This is a genomic window from Actinoplanes sp. NPDC051405, assembly GCF_055586185.1.
Window position 1 is genome coordinate 77,898 of record NZ_JBVJIR010000016.1, and the last position, 21,623, is coordinate 99,520.

The following is a 21,623-nucleotide window of genomic DNA, read 5'->3' on the forward strand; positions in this document are numbered from 1 at the left end:
ACCCTGTCTGCCGGGTGATGGAGCCCCGTAAGCTTGTATTCGGGGCCGAGCGGGTATGAAGCGTTCTGTGACCGCGAACCAGAAGGACAAGCGAGGCACCGCTACAGCGATGCATGAGACCGCCGAGGCGCTCGAGCGCAGCGAGGCCATCCTGCATGAGAGCGCCGAGGATTCTCCCGATGCCGAGACGCGGCAGCGGTTGCATCGGCTCGGCGATGAGGTCACCCGGCAGGCCATGGACATCGAGCGGCGGGCCGACCTCCTGCCACCACCGGACAGCCAGGATCGTTGACGCCGGCCCGGCGTGGTCTCACGCTGGGTGCATGGCGGTTTTTCGGGTACGGCAGAGCGGCCGGCGGGTCTCCGCGGTCGACGCGTACGAGTTCCCCAGCGGGGTGCGGCAGCGGTTCGCGCTTCGGCACGGGGAGCTGTCCGGTGATGCCGTCCGGTCGGTTGAGGCCGCGGCCCGGCAGTGGTTCCGGCTCGCCGCCCGGCATCCGAAGGCGCGGCTGGCCATGCCGTCCGTGATCGTTGACGAGTTCTGCCGGGAGTTCCGGCTACACACCCGGGAGTACGCGGAATTCTGTGCCACGGCGCTCGGAGGTGCCGTTCCCGCTGATGGCAGCCGGCCCGGGGAACTGGCAGCTACCTTCCGGTTCGCGCAGGAGGACGAGCCGCGCGAGGCCGGGCTGCTGCCCGCGTTGTTCCGCGTGGACCGGGAGGTCGCCGTCGCGGGTGGGCGGCACTATCTGGCCGACTGCGGCGGCCGCGGCATCTGCTACGAGCTCAAGGGCACCGTCTGCCTGCAGCATCTCGGCGGCGCCGGTAAGGCGCTCACCGGCCGCAGGTGGGACCTCAAGCGAGGTGGGACCGGCGCCGATGGCATGTCCGGGGACAGCTACGGCGGTGGCGGTGGCTGTGGCGGTGGCGGCGGTTGTGGTAGCGGCAACTGACATCGCTGACATGAATGAACTGTGCCAATTTCGGTGACCGGTCCGACCACTCTTGCTGACCGGGCCGGCGACAATCGTCAGGGAACAGCTTGCCCGGTCGGGGCTGCGGATCGTTGGCCGGCGTCGTCGGCCAGGCCGGGTTTGAATGGTCGACGGGCCGACCGACCATCGAAAGAGTTGACGATCAAAATCGGGCGGTAAATGCGCCGTTATACCGTGGTCGTCATCGTAACGATTCAATGCCCTTCACCTGCGCTTATTCACGGAACCGTCCGATGTGGGGTGGGCGCCGCGATGGGCCGGGGCCGGCGCCGGTGAGCCGGTTCGGCTACTCAAATGGGCAGGTCAGGTCGGGTCCGCCGCTTGCCGGCCGGCACGTATCCGCAGGTGGTCGGCACTGTCCAGTGCGGACCTGTGGGTGAGTAGACTGCTCGGCCGGAACACCTCACCGGGTGCCCGGCTTGTGAGTTTCTCCTCTGCCCGCTCCGGTTGACGTGCAACTTGCACACTCATAGTGTCTGGAGGGTGACGGCGGGTGCTCACTGGGTAGGATCCCGGTACGGTCGCGCCACGGTACGTCCGTCGACCATCCGGCCGTAGGGAGTTCTTGGTGAGTATCGCGATCGGCATCAACGGTTTCGGTCGGATCGGCCGCAGCGTGATGCGTATTGTCGGTGCCTCAGCGGACACGGGAATCACCGTCGCCGCCATTAACGACATCGCTCCGGTCGACCGTTTGGCATACGGCCTCAAACGCGACAGCGTGCGCGGGCGATTCCCCGGAACGGTGTCCGCCGCCCCCGGCCAGCTCATTGTCAACAATCGCCCGATCTGGGCGTTCCAGGAGTCGCAGCCGGGCCGCATCCCGTGGGCCGAGGCCGGTGTCGACGTGGTCATCGAGGCCAGCGGACGGTTCCGCAGCGGCGCCGGAGCCCGGGACCACATCACCGGCGGCGGCGCCCGCAAGGTCGTCATCAGCGCCTCGGCCGACGACCCCGACGCGGTGCTGGTCTACGGGGCCAACCACGAGCAGTACGACCCTGCCCGCCACGACGTCGTCTCGCCCGCCTCGTGCGGCGTCAACGCGTTGTCGGTGATGGCCAAGGTCCTGCTCGAACGCTTCGGCCTGCGCTCGGTGCACACCTCGGTCGTGCTGGCGGTCCAGGGCTGGCAGAAGGCGCAGGACTCGCTCACCGGCTCCTCGCGCGACGACCCGCGGCTGGGCCGGGCGATGCACGACAGCATCATCCCGCACAACCACGTCGCCGGTGACCTGCTCAGCGTCGCGCTCCCGCAGCTCGGCAAGGTGCGCTACAGCTACTACTGCGTGCCCACCCCGATCGGCTCGCTGGCCGAGCTGACCGGCTTCACCGACCGCCCGGTCAGCCGCGACGAGATCAACCGGGCGATGGCCGAGGCGGCCGCGGGCTTCCTCGGCGGCGTGCTGGACTACGAGCCTGATCCGACGGTCTCGGTGGACGTCCGGGACAACCCGGCGTCCTGCCTGTTCGACCCGTCCGGCACCCAGACCAGCGCCGACGGCGGCGTGCAGGTGCGCGGCTGGTTCGACAACGAGTGGGGCTTCTCGCACCGGCTGCTGGATCTGGCGCGCCTGATGGGGGAACGTGAGGCCGTACCGGTGGGGGCCCCGTACCGGTCCGGCGTCGTGTAGAACTGATCGGTGATTGCCACCAGTGAGGTCGAGATCGCGGCCCGCCGCATCGCCGGGCGGATCAGGCGCACCCCGGTGTTCCGGGACGGGCCGGCGCTGCTGAAGCTGGAGTTCCTGCAGCACGCGGGGTCCTTCAAGACCCGGGGCATGTTCAACCGGATCCTCGCCGCGGCCGAGCACGGGCTGCCGGCGGCGGGCGTCATCGCGGCCTCCGGCGGCAACGCCGGCCTCGCCGCGGCGTACGCGGCCCGCGAGCTGGGCGTGGCCGCCGAGATCTACGTGCCGGTCACGGCCCCGCCGGTCAAGGTGGCGAAGCTGGCCAAGCTCGGCGCCCGGGTGGTCCAGGTCGGCCACGAGTACGCGGAGGCGTACGAGGCCGCGGTCGTGCAGGCCGAGGTGACCGGGGCGCTGTTCTGTCACGCCTACGACGATCCGGACATGGTGGCCGGCAACGGCACCCTCGGGCTGGAGCTCGCCGAGCAGCTGCCGGACGGCTTCGACACCGTGCTGGTCGCGGTCGGTGGGGGCGGCCTGATCGCCGGGGTCGCCGCCGCCCTGCACGACCGGGCCCGGGTGGTCGCCGTCGAGCCGGTCACCTCCGCGGCTCTGCACGCGGCCCTCGAGGCCGGTGGCCCGGTGGACACCGCGGTCTCCGGGGTGGCGTCCGACTCCCTGGGTGCCCGGCGGGCCGGGACGATCGCCTACCGGACGGCCGCCGCGGCGCAGTTGCCGTCGGTGCTGGTCGACGACCAGGCGATCGTGGAGGCCCGGCGGCAGTTGTGGGAGGACTACCGGATCGTCGTCGAGCACGGCACCGCCGCCGCGCAGGCCGCGCTGACCTCGGGCGCGTACGTGCCGGAGCAGGGGGAGCGGGTCGTGGTGCTGCTCTGCGGCGCGAACACGAATCCGGCCGACCTTGCTTGAGCAGGTCCGCCTCATCGAGCGGGTGCGGGAGGTGTGCCGCGCCGACAGCCGGGTCGAGGCCGCCCTGATGTACGGCTCGTTCGCCGACGGCTCGGCCGACGAGCACAGCGACATCGAGTTCTGGATGTTCTTCACCGCCCTGCCCGCCGACCCCCGCGCCTGGATCGAGCTCGTCAGCCCGGTCACCCATCTGGTCCACAACGAGTTCGGCGCGCACGTGGCGTTCTTCCCGGGCCTGATCCGCGGCGAGTTCCACTTGGCCGGCACCGCGGACATCGCCTCCGTCCGCGACTGGCCGGCCGGCGACATCGTGCCGGTCGTCGACAGACACGGTCTGCTGGAGCAGTCACGCCCGCAAGGCGTCACGGACCGTACGGCGGATGTCTGCGGTCGCTTCGCCAACTGGCTGCTGCTCGCCCATCACGTCGGGCAGCGCGGTGAGGTGCTGCGGCAGCGGGACGCCCTCGCGCACGCCCAGCGCCATCTGCTGTGGATGGCCCGGCTGGCCGAGGGCCGCACCGAGCACTGGCTCACCCCGTCGCGGCAGGCCGAGGCCGAGCTCAGCGCGGCCACGATCGCGGCGCTCTCGCGTACCCATGAAGATGTGAGCGCGGCCTGGCTGGCAGGCCGCGCCCTCTGGATCAAGCTTGAGCCGGACCCTCCGGAGCGGCTTTTCGCCGAGCTGGACCGGGCGCTGGGGAGCTGACCGCGGTCGCGCCCAGCAGGACCAGCAGCACCCCGCTGAACCACAGCATCGCGGTGGTCGCCGGCAGGAAGTGGGTCGCGATGCCCAGGCCCAGCGCCGGGCCGATCAGGCCCAGGTAGGCGATGAGGAAGAGCCCGGCCAGGGCCTCGCCGCGGACGGCGGGCTCGGCCATCGCCGCGACGGCCCCGACCGCGGACTTGAAGAGCAGGCCCGCGCCGCCACCGGCGACGGCGCCGCCGAGCAGGAACAGCGCCAGCGAGGACAGGTGCATCCCGGCGCCGAGCACGACCAGCCCGGCGGCCTCGGCGGCCAGGCCGGTGGTGAACCGGTGGGCCGGGCCGAGCAGCGTCGAGCCGGCCTGGGTGGCGGCCGCGGCCCCGAAGACCAGGAACACCACGACGCCCGCGAGCAGCCGGCCGGGGTGGTGCAGCGAGCCGGCGACGAAGCTGGGCGCCAGCGAGGTGAACAGGCCGAAGACCGCGAAGCCGGCGAACGCGCCGGCGGCGGCGACCGCGTAACCCAGCCGGTCGGCGGCGGCGACCCGGATCCGCTGCGGCCGGTAGCGGGGTGCGACGGCGGGCGCGACCACCGTCTCGGGCGTGGCCGCGACGGCGACCGCGCTGAGCGCGAGCAGGACCAGAAAGACGAGGTACGGGGTACGCAGGGGAGCGTCGACGAACTGCGCCAGCGCCCCGGCCACCAGGGTGCCGGTGCCCAGCCCACCCAGGTTGGCGGCCGCGGAGATCAGCTCGAAGCGGGCCTGCCCGGCGTGCGGCCGGTGCGCGACGTGCAGTTCCAGCAGGTACGCGGTGGCGGTGGCGGTGATCATGCCGACGCCGAGGCCGGTGACGAACCGGGCGACCAGCAGTCCGGGCAGGGCCGGCCAGAGGAGGAACAGCACCGCGGCGACGGCTTCCAGGGCCAGGGCCGGCAGCAGGACGCGCTTGCGGCCGACCCAGTCGGAGACGTGGCCGGCGAGCAGCAGGCTGGTGACGACGCCGACCGCGTACACGGCGAAGACGACCGTCACGGTGAACGGAGAGAAGCCGTCCTGCTGCTGGTAGAGCGGGTAGAGCGGGGTGGGCACGGTGGAGAACGCCATCGAGATCGCGAAGACGGCGGCGATCAACCAGAAGCCGGTGCCGTGCCGGGCCGAGCCCGTACGGGTCCGCGGCAACTGGGGTGGGGCACTAACGGTCATGTCCTCACAGTGCGCCGGTCCAAGCATCTCGTCCAACGAAGTTTTCTGCTCACATCTATCACCGAATGCGATAGTTGAGGGTATGGAGCTTCGTCACCTGGCCTACTTCGTCGCCGTCGCCGAGGAGGGCAACTTCACCCGGGCCGCCACCCGCCTGCACGTCGTGCAGTCCGGCGTCTCCGCGGCGATCAAGGCGTTGGAGCACGAGCTGGACGCGCCGCTGCTGGAACGCACGTCCAAGCGGGTCGCGCTCACCGACGCCGGTGCCGCCCTGCTGCCCCGGGCCCGGGCCGCGCTCGACGCCGCCCGGGCGGCCCGGGACGCGGTGGACGAGGTCCGCGGTGGGCTGCGCGGCACCGTACGGATCGGCACGCTGACCGCGATCGGGCTCGTCGACCTGCCGGCGCTGCTGGGCCGCTTCCACCGGACCCACCCGGCCGTGACCCTGCGACTGACCGTGTCCACCCGGGGCTCCGGCGGCCTGGTCGACGCGCTCACCGACGGCAGCCTGGACCTGGCGATGGTCTCGGTGCCCGGGCGCCCGCCGGCCGGGGTCCACTTGCGGCAGTTGCTGTGGCGCCCGATGGAACTGGTGCTGCCGGCCGGTCACCGGCTCGCCGGACGGCCGGAGGTGCGGGTCGAGGACCTGGCCGGCGAGCAGTTCGTGGACTTCCCGGTCGGCTACGGCAATCGCACGGTGGTGGACCGGGCGTTCGCGGCGGCCGGGGTGCAGCGCCACGTGTCGCTGGAGGTCGTCGACATCAGCACCGGTGCGGGCTTCGTGCGGCACGGGCTGGGCATCGCGATCCTGCCGCGTTTCGCCGTACCGGATGAAGCGGATCTTGTGGTCCGGCCGGTCGCGGACGCCGACCTGGACTGGCCGCTCGGGGTCGCCACCTCGGCGGTACGCGCGCCGGGCGCGGCCGCGCGGGCCCTGCTCGGCATGATCGACGATCACCTGCGCCCGCCCGGCGCTCTCCGCGATGCTGGGTGAATGTCCTCCGACCAGCAGATCCAGTCGGTTCGCCAGTTCCGCCGGTTCGCCCTGGTGGTATGCCTGGTCGGCGTGGCGGTGCAGCTGGGCCTGACCGCCTACTACCTGGGCATGGGCCACCAGGCCACCCCGCGCGACGTACCGGTGGGCCTGATCGCGCCGGACGCCAAGCGGGCGCCGATCGCCGAGCTGCTGGAGCGCGACGGCGTCTTCGCGGTGAGCGACTACGCCAACGTCACGGACCTGCGGGCCGGGATCAAGAGCCGCGAGGTGTACGGCGGGGTCGACGCGAGCGCCGCGCAACCGCACCTGTATCTCGCCTCCGCCGCCGGTACCGCCGCCGCGAGCCTGCTGCGCACCACCTACACCTCGGTCGTCGGCCAGCAGAACGCCGAGCAGCTCGCGGCTCTGGCCGGGCAGGGCGACACAATTTCGGTCGCACAGGCGCGGGCGCTCGCCGCGGCCCCGGCGGTCACCGACGTGGTGGCGCTGCCCGCCGACGACGTCAACGGCGCCTCGCTCGGCTTCCTCACCCAGGCGCTCGCGCTGGGCGGCACCATCGCCTCGGTGGGGCTGGGCCGGCTGATCCCGCGCACCCGGCGCTCCTGGAAGCGCGGCATCGGCCACCTCAGCACCCTGATCGTGTACGCGCTGGGCTCGGCGGCCGTGGTGCTGTGGTCGATGACCTGGTTCGGTGTCGGCGCGGACGCGGACCACCCGGAGATGTTCGGCATCTTCGCGCTGATGTCGCTGGCGATCACCGGCTCGACGGCCGGCGCGGTGGCCCTGTTCGGTCCGGGCGGCGCGCTGCTCGGTGGCCTCTACTTCACCGTGGGCACGGTCATCTCCGGCGCGAGCATCCTGCCCGAGTTCCTGCCGGCGTTCGGCCGCCTCCTCGGCGAGAACCTGCCGACCGGGGCCGGCGTGCAGGCGGTCCGCGACAATCTTTATTTCCCGGCCGCCCCGATCGGCACGCACCTGCTCGTGCTGTCCCTCTACGCCGGGCTCGGATGCCTGATCGTGCTGGTCACGAACTTGCTGCCGAACCGCAAGGACCGCACCAGCGAGGTCGATCTGGAGCTGCGGGACCGCATCGAGGGCACCGAACTGCGCGAGCCGGTGGCGATTCCCCCCGGTATTTCTTGATCCGTTGTGACGTTCGGCTCGTGGTTCCCGTAACAAGTGCGGCGTAAGGTCAATTCCGTGCTTGAAGCGTCAAGTGCTGAGGGAGCTGTCATGTCTTTGGGTATTCGCAGCCGGGTCACCGTGCCGCTGAAGTTCGCGGACGGATACGTCACCACGGCCGAGGTGATCACCTTCGACGGGCTCGCCGACGGCAAAGAACACCTCGCGCTTGCCCTCGGCGACGCCTTCGGGGCCGAGGTACCGCTCGTCCGCCCGCACTCCGAGTGTCTGACCGGTGACGTGTTCGGCTCCGAGCGCTGCGACTGCGGCCCGCAGCTGCGCGAGGCCGTGGAGCGGATCGCCGGCGTCGGCGGCTTCCTGCTCTACCTGCGCCAGGAGGGCCGCGGCATCGGGCTCTACGCCAAGCTCGACGCGTACGCGCTGCAGGACCTGGGCCTGGACACGTACGAGGCGAACCGGGCACTCGGGCACGCCGACGACGAGCGGGACTACACCGCCGCGGCGCAGATGCTGACCGCCCTCGGTGTCGGCCCGGTCGACCTGCTCACCAACAACCCGGACAAACCGGCCCAGCTACGGTCGTTCGGGGTCGACGTGCGCGAGGTGGTGCCGACCCACGTGCACGCCTCCGCCGCCAACGTGCGCTACCTGCAGGCCAAGGTCGCGCACACCGCGCACACCATCGACCTGCCCCTGGCGGTCTGACTTCCGGTTTCCGCTCAGTCATATTTCCGGAGCGCCGAACGGTAGGGCGACATGCCGTCGGAGCACGGAGGTAGTTCGCTGTGGGGATCGAGGCCGTCAACAGCCGGATCGCGGACATCCAGAGCCGGATCATCGCGATGCAGACCCAGCAGGCCACGGCGGCCAAGACGTCGTCGGCCACGTCGACCGACCCCGCGTCGGGCGGCAGCTTCGCCACCGCGCTCGCGGACGCCATGGGCACCCAGTCCTCGGCGGCGTCCGCGGGCCCGGCGAAGTCGTACTCACTGAACAGCAAGGGGATCCCGACCGAGCTGGTCGGCTACGGCAACGGCAAGATCCCCGCCAACGCGCTGGAGAAGGTGGGCAACACCAACCACAAGCTGTGGGCGCCGGCGGCCGAGTCGCTCAACAAGATGATCGGCGACGCCAAGGCGCAGGGCGTAACCATCGGGATCACCGACTCGTACCGCTCGTATTCCGAGCAGGTCGACGTCGCCCGCCGCAAGGGCCTCTACTCGCAGGGCGGGCTGGCGGCCAAGCCCGGCACCAGCGAACACGGCTGGGGCATGGCCACCGACCTCGACCTGAACAACAAGGCGCTGGCGTGGATGCGGGCCAACGGCGAGAAGTACGGCTTCGTGGAGAACACGCCCCGGGAGTCGTGGCACTGGGCGTACAAGCCGAAGTCGGTCTAGGCCTTCACGTAGAGCAGCTCGCCGTGCAGCAGTGACATCCAGCCGTCGGGGTGGGCGGCCCAGGCCCGCCACGCGTCGGAGATGCTCTGCAGGTTCGCGCCCTGCTCGGCGGCCTGCCGGGCCAGGTCGGACTTGAGGATGCGGTCGGCCCACATGCCGCCCCACCACTGGCGGTCCTCCGGCGTCGCGAAGCACCAGGTGCTCGACGTCACGACCGGGTCGCTCAGCCCGGCGGCGTGGGCCCAGGACAGCAGCCGGCGGCCGGCGTCAGGCTCACCGCCGTTGTTACGGGCGATCCGGCGGTACAGGTTCAGCCACTCGTCCAGCTCCGGCAACTGGGGGAACCATGCGAAGGCGGCGTAGTCGCTGTCGCGTACCGCGACCACGCCGCCGGGCCTGGTGACCCGGCGCATCTCGCGCAGGGCGGTGACCGGGTCGCCGACGTGCTGCAGCACCTGGTGGGCGTGCACGACGTCGAACGTGTCGTCGGCGAAGTCCAGCGCGTGCACGTCACCGACCGCGAAGTCGACGGTGTCCAGCCCGCGCCGGGCGATCTCGGCCCGGGCCAGGTCGAGCGCCGGCCCGGTGGGCTCCAGGGCGGTGACCCGCCCGGGTGTGACTTGCGTCGCGAGATCAGCGGTGATGGTGCCGGGCCCGCACCCTATGTCCAGCAGCGTGTCGCCGGATTTCAGCCGTGGCAGCAGATACGCCGCCGAATTTTCTGCGGTGCGCCAGCGGTGTGAGCGCAGGACCGATTCGTGATGCCCGTGGGTATAGACAGCAGCCATGCCGCGAACGCTATGCCGACGTCTCGCATTTCGGGAGAGTTATCCTGCATTCTGAGATGGGAGTGGATACCCGATTTCGTGTAGTGGCAGCCAGGCCGTAGTTTTGTGGCCATGAGGATCGGCATCGTAGGCGCGACGGGGCAGGTCGGCGGCGTCATGCGCCGCATCCTGGCCGAGCGCCAGTTTCCTGTAGACCAGCTCCGGCTCTTCGCCTCCGCCCGCTCCGCCGGGCGCACCCTGTCCTGGGGTGACGGCGAAGTGACCGTCGAGGACGCGGCCACGGCCGACTACCGCGGACTGGACATCGTCCTGTTCTCCGCGGGCAAGGGCAGTTCCAAGGAGTACGCCCCCAAGGTTGCCGAAGCCGGCGCGGTGGTCATCGACAACTCGTCGGCGTACCGGATGGACCCGGACGTCCCGCTCGTGGTGGCGGAGGTGAACCCGGACGCGATCGCGCAGCGCCCCAAGGGCATCATCGCCAACCCGAACTGCACGACGATGGCCGCGATGCCGGTGCTGCGCCCGTTGCACGACGAGGCCGAGCTGGTCGCGCTGGTCGCCACGACGTACCAGGCGGTCTCCGGCGCCGGGCTGGCCGGCGTGGCCGAGCTCGACGACCAGATCAAGAAGGTCGCCGACCGGGCCACCGAGCTCGCCTTCGACGGCAGCGCCGTCGAGTTCCCGGCGCCCCGCTCGTTCAGCCGGCCGATCGCCTTCAACGTCCTGCCGCTGGCCGGCTCGATCGTCGACGACGGCCTCGGCGAGACCGACGAGGAGCAGAAGCTCCGCAACGAGAGCCGCAAGATCCTGGGCATCCCCGGCCTGAAGGTCTCCGGCACCTGCGTGCGCGTACCGGTCTTCACCGGTCACTCGCTCCAGGTGAACGCGCGCTTCGCCCGGCCGATCAGCCCGCAGCGCGCCCGGGAGCTGCTCTCCTCGGCGCCCGGCGTGGAGCTGTCCGACGTCCCCACGCCGCTGCAGGCGGCCGGCCGGGACCCGACGTTCGTGGGCCGCATCCGCGCCGACGAGACGGTCGACAACGGTCTCGCGCTGTTCCTCTCCAACGACAATCTGCGCAAGGGCGCGGCCCTGAACGCGGTCCAGGTCGCCGAGCTGGTGGCTGCCGCGCTCTGAGTCCCTGCTCCGGCCCGTTCCACCCTTGGGTGGGGCGGGCTTTGTCGTTCCTTCGGGGAGTCTTTTCGACAATCCACTATGGAAAAACCGGGCTTTTTGCCTGAATCGGTAGCGCATGGTCGATTTGAGGTGCACAGTGATTGCATGAACGACAGTGGGCCCGGCGGCGGCTACTTCTGGTGCCTCCGCCACAACCGGGTCGAGACCGGGGACGACGTGTGTCCTGCGCAGTACCGGCTCGGTCCGTACGCCTCCGCTGACGACGCCACGCGGGCGCTCGAGACCGTCGAGAAGCGCAATGCGACGTGGGATGCCGAGGACGCCCGCTGGACCGGGGAGGTCAGCTAGGCCGGCTCGACCCCTGTGTCCAAGCCGGAATCCTGCAGTCTCCAGGCGGAGACGAGCCCGCAGTCATTCGCAAGGAGGAACTTCCCCATGGCCGTGCCCAAGAAGGCCCCGACCCGGGCCGCCACGACCGGCGCCAGAAGCGCGCGGGTCGCCGCGTCCCCGGCAGCTGCCAAGCCTGCTGCCGCCAAATCCGTTGCTGCCAAGCCTGCCGCGGCCAAGCGGACTGCTGCGGCTAATTCTGCCAATGGGCAGTCGGTTGCTGTGCGGTCCGCGGTCAAGCCCAAGACTTCGGCTGCTGCCAAGCCGGTTTCCGCCGCCAAGCCGGTTACCGCTGGTAAGTCGGTTTCGGCCGCCAAGTCCGGTGCGGCCGGCAAGGCCCCGGCCAGTAAGACGACCGCCAAGAAGGCGCCTGCCACCAAGTCGGCTTCGGCTCGGGCGGGCGCTGTGAAGCGGGCTTCCGGGGCGGTCCAGCCGGTTACTGCCGCGGCTGCGCGTTCTGGCGCGGCGGCCGGGAAGTCGTCGACCGCTGCGAAGTCTGCGGGTGCCAAGGCCACCACGGCCTCGAAGTCCACGGCGGCGAAGTCGGCGGCTGGGAAGTCTTCCGCGGCGGCGAAGTCGACTGCCAGGTCCGCTGCTGCGAAGTCTGCGGGCGCCAAGTCCACGGCCGCTAAGTCCACGGCCGCTAAGTCCACGGCTGCGAAGTCTTCCGCGGCGAAGTCTTCTGCGGGCAAGTCGGCGGCTGCCAAGCCGGCGGCGGTCAAGTCCGCTTCCGCTCGTTCCGCTTCGGCTCGTTCCGCTTCGGCGCGTTCGTCTTCGGCTCGTTCGTCTTCGGCCGGGGGCACCTCGGTTCGTTCCACGGCTGCGAAGTCCACCGCGGCGAAGACCACGGCGAAGTCCTCCGCCGCCAAGTCGACGGCTGCCAAGTCGACTTCCGCTAAGTCGACGGCCGTTAAGCCAACTGCTGCCAAGCCAACTGCTGCCAAGTCGACGGCCGCCAAGTCGACGGCTGCCAAGTCGACGGCTGCCAAGTCGACCGCCGCCAAGTCGACCGCTGCCAAGTCGACCGCCGCTAAGTCGACTGCCGCTAAGCCGTCCGCAGCCAAGTCGACAGCCGCGAAGTCGACTGCCGCGAAGGCTGGGGCCGGTAAGTCGGGGGCGGGTAAGGCGACTGCGGGTAGGGCCACCGCTGGCTCGTCCGCCGCCGCCGGCAAGGCTTCGGCCGCGGTCAAGGCCGCCGACAAGTCCGCCACCGCGGCCAAGACCTCGGCCGGCGCGGCGAAGAAGGCCATGGCTCGCAGCACCGGCAACGCGGCCGCCACCAAGGCCCGGACCACCACCGCCGGCAAGGCCGCCAACGCCAAGCCGGCCGGCATGACCAAGACGTCGGCCACCAACGCCGGCCGGGTCAAGAAGCCCGCCTCGGCTGCGGCCGCCCGTACCGCCACTGCCGGCAACAGCCGCCTCTCCGGGAACAGCCGCGTCTCCACCGCCGCCGGCTCGGCCCGCAGGGCGACCGCCAAGCGCTGAACCCCGGCACACCAGGGCCGCGCCGATCACGGCGCGGCCCTTCTGCGTACCGGAATTGTCGGTGCGGCCTGGTAGGAATGACCCGTGCCGATCAAACGGGTGTGGGCGCCACACATCGACTTCTCCCTGCTGCGCCGTGAGCTCGAGTTACCTGCCGAGTTCCCGGCCGACGCGATGCGTGAGGCGCAGGAGGCTGCGACCGGGGTCCCGTTGCCGGGCGTCGATCGCACCGACATCCCGTTCGTCACGGTGGATCCGGCCACCTCGCGCGACCTCGACCAGGCGATGGAGCTCACCCGCCGGTCCGGCGGCGGCTATCGGGTGCGATACGCGATCGCCGACGTCGCCTCCTATGTGCGGCCGGGCGGCGCGCTCGAGGCCGAGACGTGGGTGCGCGGCCAGACCATCTACTTCCCGGACGGCAAGGTTCCGCTGCACCCGCCAGTGCTCAGCGAGGGCGCGGTGAGCCTGCTGCCCGACGCGGACCGCGCCGCGGTGTTGTGGACCATCGACCTGGACGCCGACGGCGAGATCACCGGCATCGCCCTGGAGCGCGCGCGGGTGCGCAGCCGGGCCAAGCTCGACTACGCCGGCCTGCAAGCGGACGTCGACGCGGGCACCGCGCCCGAGCCGATCGCGCTGCTGCCCGAGCTGGGTGCGCTGCTGGCCCGCCGCGCAGCCGATCGCGGGGCGGTCAACCTGCCCCTGCCCGAGCAAGAGGTCGAGCAGAACGGCGACGGCTGGCAGCTGGTCCTGCGGGCGCCGCTGGCCGTCGAGGAGCACAACGCCCAGATCTCCCTGCTCACCGGTATGGCCGCCGCCACCCTGATGTTGCAAGGAGGGATCGGGCTCCTCCGCACCATGCCGCCCGCCCGCCCCGAGGCAGTGACCAAACTCCGAGCGGCCGCCGCCTCCCTCGACGTCCCCTGGCCCCCGGACGCCTCCGTCGGCGCGGTCGTAGCCTCCGTCGACCCGGCCAGCCCCCGCGGCGCCGCCTTCCTCAACCAGGCGGCCGAGCTCCTGCGCGGGGCGGGCTACACGGCCTTCGACCAGGAGACGCCCGCAGAAACCGGCCACGGCGGAGTGGGCGCGCCCTACGCACACGTGACAGCACCGCTGCGCCGCCTGGCCGACCGCTACGCGACGGAGGTGTGTCTGGCTCTGCACGAGGAGCGCGAGGTGCCGCAGTGGGCCCGCGAGGCATTGCCCCGTCTCCCCAAGTGCATGGCGACGACAGACCGGGTTGCGTCCGCGGCCGACCGCGGCGCCGTGGGCCTTGCCGAAGCGGTGTTGCTCGCCCACCGGGTAGGGGAAACCTTCGAGGCCGGCGTCCTCGACGTCGACGAGGATCGCACCGTCGCGAAGGGTGGTCAGGACGCCGCCCCGGCAAAGCCGGATGGTCAGACCGCCGCTCCCTCGGCCGAGCCGGCGGCGGCCTCGAAGCAGAACGGACGCGACAAGCCGAACAACCGCCGTCCCCGAGGCGGCAAGGTCGCCATCGACGAACCGGCCGTCCAGGCCCGCTGCGTGGGCGAACTCCCCCTGGGCGACCGCATCCAGGTCCGCCTGACCCAGGCCGACCCCAAAACCAGAGAGGTCCTCTTCGAACGAATCTGACCCGCTGCCTTCCGCCCGCCACGCCGGAACGGGGGGTCCACGTCCGGTCGCCATGACCCACACGGCACGCGATCAAGGGCTGACCTCTGCCCGCCGTCGCCGCTCGCCCGTCCGGTCCTCTCCCGTCGCGGGCTTTACCCAGTCGAGCGGCATCTGCCGCCGCGGGCGTCGCTGGGCCGGTGGCTTTCGCGGTCGCGGGCGTCGCTGGGCCGGTGGCTTTCGCGGTCGCGGGCGGCGCAGGGCCGGTGGCTTTCGCGGTCGGGGTATCACCGGGCCGCGTGGCATTCGCCGCCGCGGGCGTCGCTGGGCCGGTGGCTTTCGCGGTCGCGGGCGGCGCTGGGCCGGTGGCTTTCGCGGTCGGGGGTATCACCGGGCCGCGTGGCATTCGCCGCCGCGGGCAGTGCAGGGCCGGTGGCGTTCGCCGCCGCGGCGGCGCAGGGCCGGTGGCTTTCGCCGCCGCGGGCGGCGCTGGGCCGGTGGCTTTCGCGGTCGCGGGTATCACCGGGCCGCGTGGCATTCGCCGCCGCGGGCAGCGCACGGCCGGCTGGCAGCCGCGGTCGCGGGTATTACCGAGCCGCGCGGCATCCGAAGTCGCGGGCGTCGCAAGCGTTCCGAGGAGCTGTGGGATCTGCTGGACCAGTGCGGTTGTTGCCACGACCCCCGGTCAGGGGAGTTGCGGGACGCCTGCCGGGTCCAGGGGCCAGGCCGGGTTGTGGGTGATCTCCCACAGATGCCCGTCCGGGTCCGTGAAGTAGCCGAGATACCCGCCCCACTCCGCCGCGCCGCCGGCTTTTACCAGAGTTGCGCCGGCTTGGACTGCTGAGCGCAGCGCCTCGTCCACCGCCGCCGGGCTTTCCGCGTTTATCGCCAGCATTGTGCCGCGGAAGTCGGCTGCCGGGTTCGGTGGCGGCTGGCGGGGCGGCAGGCCCGCGTCCGCCGTCATGTCGTCGGTCGCCACCAGGGACAGCAGACCGCCGGCGGTGTGGAAGAAGCTGACCACGCCGGGCACCGAAGCCGTCGACAGCCGCCAGCCCAGGGACTCGTAGAACTCGGTGGCTCGGGCCACGTCGGCCACGCCGAGGGTGGCCAGGCTGACTCGGGCAGGAACGGACATGGCAGGAAGTCTGCCACTTGTCCGATCTTGCCCGGGCCGTACCCCTGGCTCAGAAGGTGTGTTCCTCCGCCGGGAACTCACCACCGCGGACCTCGTCCGCGAACTGCCTGGTCGCTTCGGTCAGAATGCCCGACAGGTCGGCGTAGCGCTTCACGAAGCGTGGCGCCTTCCCCTCGCGCAGGCCCGCCATGTCCTGCCAGACCAGCACCTGCGCGTCCGTGTCCGGGCCCGCGCCGATGCCCACCGTCGGGATCGTCAGTTCCTTGGTGATCTGCTTCGCCACCTCGCCGGGCACCATCTCCAGCACCACCGCGAACGCGCCCGCCTCGGCCACCGCGCGGGCGTCGGCGATGACCTCCTCCGCGTCGCTGCCGCGGCCCTGGACCCGGTAGCCGCCGATGGTGTGCTCGCTCTGCGGGGTGAAGCCGATGTGCGCCATGACCGGGATGCCCGCACCGGTGATCGCCCGGATCTGCTCCGCGGTGCGGCGGCCGCCCTCGAGTTTGACGGCGTGGGCGCCGCCTTCCTTCATGAAGCGGACCGCGGTGCGCAGCGCCTGCGTCGGGCCCTCCTCGTACGAGCCGAACGGCAGGTCGCCCACCACCAGCGCCGTTTTCGTCGCGCGGACCACTGCGCGTACCAGGGGGAGCAGCTCCTCCGTGGTGACCGGGAGGGTCGTCTCGTAGCCGAAGACGTTGTTGGCCGCGGAGTCACCGACCAGCAGGACCGGGATGCCGGCGCGGTCGAAGATCGCGGCCGTGTACTGGTCGTAGGACGTCAGCATCGGCCAGCGGTCGCCGCGTTCCTTCGCGGCGATCAGGTCGCGGGTGCGCACGCGGCGGGTGGCGGGGCCCCCGTACAGGGTGGGGATCTCGGACATCTCTGTCTCCTTCCCTCGAGGCCGCGGTGTGCGGTCCCCGGGTCTGCCCCAAATCGTCGCACCCGGCATGCCACACCGGTCAGGGTTCAGTGGAGCCCGTCACACGCCTTCCCTGAAGCGGTTCGTGATCGGCAGGCGGCGGTCGCGGCCGAACGCCTTGATGGAGATCTTGGTGCCCGGCGCTGACTGCCGGCGCTTGTACTCGGCCAGGTCGACCATGCGCAGCACCCGGTCCACCAGCGCGGCATCGTGGCCGGCCGCGATCAGGTCGTCGCGGCCCTGGTCGCCGTCGATGTAGCCGGCCAGGATCGCGTCCAGCAGGTCGTAGTCGGGCAGCGAGTCGCTGTCCACCTGGCCCGGGCGCAGCTCCGCGCTGGGCGGCTTGGAGATCGAGTTCTCCGGGATGGGGGAGTCGGCCTGGGTGTTGCGCCAGCGGGCCAGCTTCCAGACCATGGTCTTCGGTACGTCCTTGAGCGGGTTGAAGCCGCCGACCGAGTCGCCGTACAGGGTCGAGTAACCCACCGCCAGCTCGCTCTTGTTGCCCGTCGTCAGCACCAGGTGTCCTTCCTGGTTCGACAGGGCCATCAGGATGACGCCCCGGACCCGCGCCTGCAGGTTCTCCACCGCCAGGCCGGACAGCGACATGTTGGCCAGGAAGGCGTCGACCATCGGCTGGATCGGTTCGCTGCGGTAGTCCAGGCCGGTGCGCTTGGCCAGGTCCGCCGCGTCGTCGCGGGAGTGGGTGGACGAGTAGCCGCTGGGCATCGAGACGCCCACCACGCGTTCCGGGCCCAGCGCGTCGACGGCGATCGCGGCGACCACCGCCGAGTCGATGCCGCCGGACAGGCCCAGCACGACCGAGCGGAAGCCGTTCTTCTCCACGTAGTCGCGCAGGCCCAGGGTGAGCGCCGACCAGATCTCCGCCTCGTCGTTGACCCGGTCCGCGATGCCGCCGACCGCCGGGCCGTCGGTGAGCGGGCGCAGCGGTGCCGGCACGGTCACGCGCTCGACACCCATGGGCTCGGCGGCACGCTCCTCACCTGCGGGAGCGGGCATCTCGGGTCCGGGCTCGTTGGCGACGGCGTCCGCGGCCGGCAGCTCCAGGTCGTGGATCAGCAGTTCGGTGGTGAACTGGCCGGCCCGGGTGAGCAGTTCGCCGGTGGCGGTGACGATCATCGAGTCGCCGTCGAAGACCAGTTCGTCCTGGCCGCCGACCATGTTCACGTACGCGATGGTCGCGCCCGCCTCGGCCGCCCGGCGCTTGACCAGCGGCAGCCGGATGTCGTCCTTGTTCAGCTCGTACGGTGAGGCGTTGATGTTGACGACCAGCCCGACGCCGGCCCGCCGGGCCGCGGCGAACGGGCCGCCGGCCTGCCAAAGGTCCTCACAGACGGTGAGGCCGACGTCGACGCCGCCGACGCGCACCACCGTCAGCGAGTCGCCCGGCTCGAAATACCTGTCCTCGTCGAAGACGCCGTAGTTGGGCAGGTGGTGCTTGAAATAGGTCGCGGCGATGCCGCCGCCGAAGAGCAGCGCGGACGCGTCGCGCCGGCCGCTGCCGGGCACGGCGTCGGCGCTGGTCGGCGCCGGGCCGTCGGCGTCGACGTAACCCACCACCACGGCGATGTCGCCCAGGCCGTCGGCGGCCAGGTCGGCGGCCAGGGTACGCAGCGCGCTCTGCGACGCCCGCACGAACGAGTCCCGGAACACCAGGTCCTCGATCGGATAGCCGGTCAGCATCATCTCCGGGAAGGCGACCAGCTGGGCCCCGGCGTCGGCGGCCACCCGGGACCAGTGCCGGACAGCCGCGGCGTTGCCGGGGATGTCCCCGACGGTGGAGTTCACCTGGGCGAGAGCGACGCGCAACGAAGGCATGACGCTATTCTTCCCCAGCGTTGGCGTCCCGTGCCGCCGTCCCCTGCCGTACCGTCTGTGATCGACGTCGGGCCTTACCCGGGGGCAGCCCGCGGGCCATGGTCAGCGTAATCTCGGCGTAACGGGACCGGGAGAGACTGGGCGCCGGCAAGTACGAGGGGTTGACGTGGACCGACAGCAGGAGTTCGTGCTTCGTACGCTCGAAGAGCGCGACATCCGTTTTGTCCGGCTTTGGTTCACCGACGTGCTCGGCACGCTCAAGAGCGTGTCGGTGGCGCCCGCAGAGCTGGAGTCCGCCTTCGAGGAGGGCATCGGCATCGACGGCTCGGCCATCGAGGGCTTCGCCCGGGTCTCCGAGTCCGACATGGTCGCCATGCCCGACCCCACCACGTTCCAGGTCTTCCCGTTCGAGGGCGGCGCCAGCGGCGAGAGCGCCCGGATGTTCTGCGACATCCTGCTGCCCGACGGCAGCGCCGCGTGGGCCGACCCGCGGCACGTGCTGCGCCGGATGCTCGCCAAGGCGGCCGAGAAGGGCTTCACCTTCTACACCCACCCCGAGGTCGAGTTCTTCCTGGTCCAGGACGGCCCGCTGGACGGCTCGGTGCCGGTCCCGGTGGACGGTGGCGGCTACTTCGACCACACCACGCACTCGGTCGCCCGCGACTTCCGGCGCCAGGCCGTGCTCGCGCTCGAGCGGATCGGCATCTCCGTCGAGTTCAGCCACCACGAGGTCGCCCCCGGCCAGCAGGAGATCGACCTGCGGTACGCGGACGCGCTGACCACAGCCGACAACATCATGACCTTCCGGCACGTCGTCAAGGAGGTCGCGCTGTCGCAGGGCGTGCGCGCGACGTTCATGCCGAAGCCGTACACGGACCAGCCCGGCAGCGGCATGCACACGCACCTGTCGCTGTTCGAGGGCGAGCGCAACGCCTTCCACGACGGCGAGGACCCGCTGAAGCTGTCGAAGACGGCCCGCGCGTTCATCGCCGGCCTGCTCGTGCACGCCCGGGAGTACACCGCGGTCACCAACCAGTGGGTCAACTCCTACAAGCGGTTGTTCCCGATGCAGCTGCCCGACCGGATCACCGAGTCGCCGGCGTTCGTCAGCTGGGGCGCGCTGAACCGTTCCGCGCTGGTGCGGGTGCCCGCCTTCGGCAAGCCCAACTCGGCCCGGGTCGAGGTCCGCTCGCTGGACTCGGCGACGAACCCGTACCTGGCCTTCGCGGTCATGCTCGGGGCCGGTCTCAAGGGCATCGAGGAGGGCTACGAGCTGCCCCCGGGCGCCGAGGACGACGTCTGGTCGCTCTCGCCGGCCGAGCGCAAGGCAGCCGGCTACGAGGCCCTGCCGGAGAACCTCGCCGAGGCGATCGACGTGATGGCCAAGTCGGAGCTGATCCCTGAGGTGCTGGGCGAGCACGTCTTCGACTTCTTCCTGCGCAACAAGCGGCAGGAGTGGGAGCAGTACCGTCGCGAGGTCACGCCGTACGAGCGTCAGCGCTATCTCGGCACCCTCTGATATCCACAATCGGCCCGGCGGTGGATCACCGGAGGGCGCTGGTCCGATACGGTGCCCTCTGACGTCATGACGAGGGAGAAGCCGTGCTGGAAGATCTGCTTGAGGGTGCCGGGCGCAGCATTGTGTTCGGCCTGGTCGGTATCGGGCTGATGGCCGTCGGCTTTCTGCTGGTCGACCTGCTGACCCCGGGCAAGCTGCGGGACCTGATCTGGGTGGACCGCAACCCGAACGCCGCCCTGCTGCTCTCGGCGAACCAGCTCGGCATCGCGCTGATCGTCTTCACGGCGATCTTCACCAGCTACGACGAGTTCGGCCGGGGCCTGGCGTCCACGGTGATCTTCGGCCTGCTGGGCATCGCGGTCATGGCTGCGGCGTTCGTGGTGCTGGACTGGATGACCCCCGGCAAGCTGGGCGAGGTCATCTGCACCCCGGACCGGCACCCGGGAGCCACGGTCAGCGCGGCCTCGCACTTCGGCGCGGCGCTGATCGTCTGCGCCTGCATCGCCTGACCCGGCCCGCTTGCTCGCCCGCCGGGAGAAAAGCCGGGCTCGGGCCGGGAGAAAAGCCGGGCTCGGGCCGGGAGAAAGCCGGGCTCGGCCCGGGAGAAGCTTGATCGCCCTGGGGAGCCGCCGGCCGGCGGCTCTCCGGGGTCTCAGGAGCCCGGGGTACGCCCGAAGTCGCTGATCGCCGTGCTGCCGGTGCGCCGCATGCCCGGCAGGTCCTCGATGATCGCGGCCGCGGCCATGATGAGCGGGATCGCGGCGAGCTGGGCCACCGCCACCACGTGCCCGAGCGGGATGGTCGCCAGCACGACGAGCGCCGCCACGATGCGGTGCCGCCAGCCGCCGATGCCGAGCCGCAGCAGGAAGCCGGCGTGCCCGAGCTGGTAGATCGCGACCCCGCCGGCCAGGGCGATCGCCTCGCCCCAGTGCAGCGGCTCGAAAGCGTGCCCGACCGTCTTCTTGATGCCGACGGCGAGCACGACCACGCCGAGCAGCATCACGTAGTGCGCGTACCCCCAGCCGTCCAGCGCGAGCCGGGCGCGCCGCCGCGGATCGGTCGTGCGGGCCAGGACGTGCTCGGAGCGGTCGTTGTCGCCGGCGAAGTAGATCCACCACAGGTAGTAGGCGATGCAGAGGCCGAGGACCGCCACCAGGATCGCGCCGCCGCCGAGGTGGACCCCGCGGAAGCCGAGCCCGATGGCGACGATCGACTCGCCGATCGCGACGATCATCACCAGGCCGTGCCGCTCGACGAAGTGCCCGGCCAGGATCGAGTGCATCTCGATGTCGTGCACGTAACCGGCGGCGATCTGCACCAGCGGCGCGGCGATCCAGCACAGGTGCCGGTACGGCTCGGGCAGCAGCCCACCGGTCAGCACCAGCAGGGCGGCCAGGATGTTGAGCGGGGCCAGCTGCCGCATCGCCTTGCGCGCCCCGGGACCGGCCTGCAGGAACAGCGCCGAGTGGACCAGGGTCACCACGAGATAACTGACGCCGAAGAGCCAGCCGTACTCGCCGAAGGCCTCGGGCACCGCCAGGGCCATCACCAGGAAACCGGCCATGCCGGCCAGCAGCAGGGTGCGCCGGACGGAGCTGTTCGGGGCGACCGCGTTGGTCAGCCAGGCGTACCCCGAATACATCCACCAGATGACGAAGAGCATCAGCATCACGTCGCCCAGGGTGGCCAGGGTGACGTGCTCGGCGAGCGTCTCGGTCAGCTGGGTGATCGTGAAGACGAAGACGAGGTCGAAGAAGAGCTCCAACGTCGACACCCGGACCCCGGACTCCGGCGCGGCGGTCGTTGATTCCGTCATGGCCCGCAG

Annotated in this window: 22 protein-coding genes; 15 read left to right on the forward strand and 7 right to left on the reverse strand. The window is 71.2% G+C overall.

The window, feature by feature from the left end; translation table 11 throughout:
* Window positions 1–67: 67 nt before the first annotated feature.
* The 5 genes from ACZ6S4_RS30810 (at window position 68) to ACZ6S4_RS30830 (ending at window position 4,255) form a co-directional block, all read left to right on the forward strand.
* The gene (locus tag ACZ6S4_RS30810; RefSeq protein WP_465478268.1) at window positions 68–292 is read left to right on the forward strand and encodes a hypothetical protein; all 225 of its coding nucleotides are present in this window, start codon (window positions 68–70) and stop codon (window positions 290–292) included.
* A gap of 31 nt (window positions 293–323) precedes the next feature.
* Complete coding sequence (locus tag ACZ6S4_RS30815; protein WP_465478269.1) at window positions 324–953, forward strand: glycine-rich domain-containing protein; 630 nt, start codon at window positions 324–326, stop codon at window positions 951–953.
* Window positions 954–1,563: 610 nt separating this feature from the next.
* The gene (locus ACZ6S4_RS30820; protein WP_465478270.1) at window positions 1,564–2,625 is read left to right on the forward strand and encodes a type I glyceraldehyde-3-phosphate dehydrogenase; all 1,062 of its coding nucleotides are present in this window, start codon (window positions 1,564–1,566) and stop codon (window positions 2,623–2,625) included.
* Window positions 2,626–2,634: 9 nt separating this feature from the next.
* A complete protein-coding gene (locus ACZ6S4_RS30825) occupies window positions 2,635–3,549 on the forward strand; it encodes a threonine/serine dehydratase (RefSeq protein ID WP_465478271.1) in 915 nt (304 codons plus the stop codon).
* The gene (locus ACZ6S4_RS30830; protein ID WP_465478272.1) at window positions 3,542–4,255 is read left to right on the forward strand and encodes a hypothetical protein; all 714 of its coding nucleotides are present in this window, start codon (window positions 3,542–3,544) and stop codon (window positions 4,253–4,255) included. The genes ACZ6S4_RS30825 and ACZ6S4_RS30830 overlap by 8 nt, the downstream gene beginning before the upstream one ends.
* Here ACZ6S4_RS30830 and ACZ6S4_RS30835 read toward each other — a convergent pair.
* Entirely contained in the window at window positions 4,191–5,456 is a 1,266-nt protein-coding gene (locus ACZ6S4_RS30835) for an MFS transporter (RefSeq protein WP_465478273.1), read from the reverse strand. The genes ACZ6S4_RS30830 and ACZ6S4_RS30835 overlap by 65 nt on opposite strands.
* 82 nt (window positions 5,457–5,538) lie before the next feature.
* Here ACZ6S4_RS30835 and ACZ6S4_RS30840 point away from each other — a divergent pair, with 82 nt between their 5' ends.
* From ACZ6S4_RS30840 to ACZ6S4_RS30855, 4 genes are all read left to right on the forward strand, one after another.
* Window positions 5,539–6,450 (forward strand): LysR family transcriptional regulator, encoded by a 912-nt coding sequence (locus ACZ6S4_RS30840; RefSeq protein WP_465478274.1) that lies wholly within the window; start codon window positions 5,539–5,541, stop codon window positions 6,448–6,450.
* A complete protein-coding gene (locus ACZ6S4_RS30845; protein ID WP_465478275.1) occupies window positions 6,451–7,596 on the forward strand; it encodes a hypothetical protein in 1,146 nt (381 codons plus the stop codon).
* A gap of 90 nt (window positions 7,597–7,686) precedes the next feature.
* The gene (locus ACZ6S4_RS30850) at window positions 7,687–8,301 is read left to right on the forward strand and encodes a GTP cyclohydrolase II (RefSeq protein WP_433726343.1); all 615 of its coding nucleotides are present in this window, start codon (window positions 7,687–7,689) and stop codon (window positions 8,299–8,301) included.
* A gap of 80 nt (window positions 8,302–8,381) precedes the next feature.
* A complete protein-coding gene (locus ACZ6S4_RS30855; RefSeq protein WP_465478276.1) occupies window positions 8,382–8,996 on the forward strand; it encodes a M15 family metallopeptidase in 615 nt (204 codons plus the stop codon).
* Here the strand turns inward: ACZ6S4_RS30855 and ACZ6S4_RS30860 are convergent.
* Window positions 8,993–9,784 carry a class I SAM-dependent methyltransferase gene (locus ACZ6S4_RS30860; RefSeq protein WP_465478277.1) on the reverse strand — a complete coding sequence of 264 codons (792 nt, stop codon included), beginning with the start codon at window positions 9,782–9,784 and terminating at the stop codon, window positions 8,993–8,995. The two genes, ACZ6S4_RS30855 and ACZ6S4_RS30860, sit on opposite strands and share 4 nt — an antisense overlap.
* Window positions 9,785–9,895: 111 nt before the next feature.
* Here ACZ6S4_RS30860 and ACZ6S4_RS30865 point away from each other — a divergent pair, with 111 nt between their 5' ends.
* Window positions 9,896–10,918, forward strand: coding sequence for an aspartate-semialdehyde dehydrogenase (locus tag ACZ6S4_RS30865; RefSeq protein WP_465478278.1), 1,023 nt, complete (start codon window positions 9,896–9,898; stop codon window positions 10,916–10,918).
* A gap of 144 nt (window positions 10,919–11,062) precedes the next feature.
* Entirely contained in the window at window positions 11,063–11,266 is a 204-nt protein-coding gene (locus ACZ6S4_RS30870; protein WP_360823314.1) for a hypothetical protein, read from the forward strand.
* On the opposite strand, the gene ACZ6S4_RS30875 is transcribed toward ACZ6S4_RS30870, so the two are convergent.
* A complete protein-coding gene (locus ACZ6S4_RS30875) occupies window positions 11,263–12,555 on the reverse strand; it encodes a hypothetical protein (protein WP_465478279.1) in 1,293 nt (430 codons plus the stop codon). The two genes, ACZ6S4_RS30870 and ACZ6S4_RS30875, sit on opposite strands and share 4 nt — an antisense overlap.
* Here ACZ6S4_RS30875 and ACZ6S4_RS30880 point away from each other — a divergent pair.
* A complete protein-coding gene (locus ACZ6S4_RS30880; RefSeq protein ID WP_465478280.1) occupies window positions 12,554–12,793 on the forward strand; it encodes a hypothetical protein in 240 nt (79 codons plus the stop codon). The two genes, ACZ6S4_RS30875 and ACZ6S4_RS30880, sit on opposite strands and share 2 nt — an antisense overlap.
* 84 nt (window positions 12,794–12,877) lie before the next feature.
* Window positions 12,878–14,410 (forward strand): RNB domain-containing ribonuclease, encoded by a 1,533-nt coding sequence (locus ACZ6S4_RS30885; protein ID WP_465478281.1) that lies wholly within the window; start codon window positions 12,878–12,880, stop codon window positions 14,408–14,410.
* 664 nt (window positions 14,411–15,074) lie between these two features.
* Here the strand turns inward: ACZ6S4_RS30885 and ACZ6S4_RS30890 are convergent.
* The 3 genes from ACZ6S4_RS30890 to ACZ6S4_RS30900 all read right to left on the reverse strand — a co-directional run bounded on the left by ACZ6S4_RS30890 (window position 15,075) and on the right by ACZ6S4_RS30900 (window position 18,279).
* On the reverse strand, window positions 15,075–15,524 hold the full coding sequence (locus tag ACZ6S4_RS30890) for a VOC family protein (RefSeq protein ID WP_465478282.1): 450 nt from the start codon (window positions 15,522–15,524) through the stop codon (window positions 15,075–15,077).
* A gap of 49 nt (window positions 15,525–15,573) precedes the next feature.
* Complete coding sequence (gene panB, locus ACZ6S4_RS30895) at window positions 15,574–16,404, reverse strand: 3-methyl-2-oxobutanoate hydroxymethyltransferase (RefSeq protein WP_451912709.1); 831 nt, start codon at window positions 16,402–16,404, stop codon at window positions 15,574–15,576.
* 99 nt (window positions 16,405–16,503) lie between these two features.
* On the reverse strand, window positions 16,504–18,279 hold the full coding sequence (locus ACZ6S4_RS30900) for an NAD+ synthase (protein WP_465478283.1): 1,776 nt from the start codon (window positions 18,277–18,279) through the stop codon (window positions 16,504–16,506).
* 166 nt (window positions 18,280–18,445) lie between these two features.
* On the opposite strand from ACZ6S4_RS30900, the gene ACZ6S4_RS30905 reads away from it, so the two are divergent.
* The gene (locus ACZ6S4_RS30905; protein ID WP_465478284.1) at window positions 18,446–19,798 is read left to right on the forward strand and encodes a glutamine synthetase family protein; all 1,353 of its coding nucleotides are present in this window, start codon (window positions 18,446–18,448) and stop codon (window positions 19,796–19,798) included.
* 83 nt (window positions 19,799–19,881) lie between these two features.
* On the forward strand, window positions 19,882–20,307 hold the full coding sequence (locus ACZ6S4_RS30910; protein ID WP_465478285.1) for a DUF350 domain-containing protein: 426 nt from the start codon (window positions 19,882–19,884) through the stop codon (window positions 20,305–20,307).
* Window positions 20,308–20,450: 143 nt separating this feature from the next.
* On the opposite strand, the gene ACZ6S4_RS30915 is transcribed toward ACZ6S4_RS30910, so the two are convergent.
* A complete protein-coding gene (locus ACZ6S4_RS30915; RefSeq protein ID WP_465478286.1) occupies window positions 20,451–21,614 on the reverse strand; it encodes a low temperature requirement protein A in 1,164 nt (387 codons plus the stop codon).
* Between the last annotated feature and the right edge of the window lie 9 nt (window positions 21,615–21,623).

Bases quoted from the DNA above. Each gene is read 5' to 3' on its own strand.
- ACZ6S4_RS30890 (WP_465478282.1), bottom strand. From the start codon at position 15,524: ATGTCCGTTCCTGCCCGAGTCAGCCTGGCCACCCTCGGCGTGGCCGAC.
- ACZ6S4_RS30875 (WP_465478279.1), bottom strand. From the start codon at position 12,555: ATGGCCTTCTTCGCCGCGCCGGCCGAGGTCTTGGCCGCGGTGGCGGAC.
- ACZ6S4_RS30870 (WP_360823314.1), top strand. From the start codon at position 11,063: ATGAACGACAGTGGGCCCGGCGGCGGCTACTTCTGGTGCCTCCGCCAC.
- ACZ6S4_RS30900 (WP_465478283.1), bottom strand. From the start codon at position 18,279: ATGCCTTCGTTGCGCGTCGCTCTCGCCCAGGTGAACTCCACCGTCGGG.
- ACZ6S4_RS30840 (WP_465478274.1), top strand. From the start codon at position 5,539: ATGGAGCTTCGTCACCTGGCCTACTTCGTCGCCGTCGCCGAGGAGGGC.
- ACZ6S4_RS30865 (WP_465478278.1), top strand. From the start codon at position 9,896: ATGAGGATCGGCATCGTAGGCGCGACGGGGCAGGTCGGCGGCGTCATG.
- ACZ6S4_RS30880 (WP_465478280.1), top strand. From the start codon at position 12,554: ATGGCTCGCAGCACCGGCAACGCGGCCGCCACCAAGGCCCGGACCACC.
- ACZ6S4_RS30915 (WP_465478286.1), bottom strand. From the start codon at position 21,614: ATGACGGAATCAACGACCGCCGCGCCGGAGTCCGGGGTCCGGGTGTCG.
- ACZ6S4_RS30835 (WP_465478273.1), bottom strand. From the start codon at position 5,456: ATGACCGTTAGTGCCCCACCCCAGTTGCCGCGGACCCGTACGGGCTCG.
- ACZ6S4_RS30850 (WP_433726343.1), top strand. From the start codon at position 7,687: ATGTCTTTGGGTATTCGCAGCCGGGTCACCGTGCCGCTGAAGTTCGCG.
- ACZ6S4_RS30860 (WP_465478277.1), bottom strand. From the start codon at position 9,784: ATGGCTGCTGTCTATACCCACGGGCATCACGAATCGGTCCTGCGCTCA.
- panB (WP_451912709.1), bottom strand. From the start codon at position 16,404: ATGTCCGAGATCCCCACCCTGTACGGGGGCCCCGCCACCCGCCGCGTG.
- ACZ6S4_RS30815 (WP_465478269.1), top strand. From the start codon at position 324: ATGGCGGTTTTTCGGGTACGGCAGAGCGGCCGGCGGGTCTCCGCGGTC.
- ACZ6S4_RS30845 (WP_465478275.1), top strand. From the start codon at position 6,451: ATGTCCTCCGACCAGCAGATCCAGTCGGTTCGCCAGTTCCGCCGGTTC.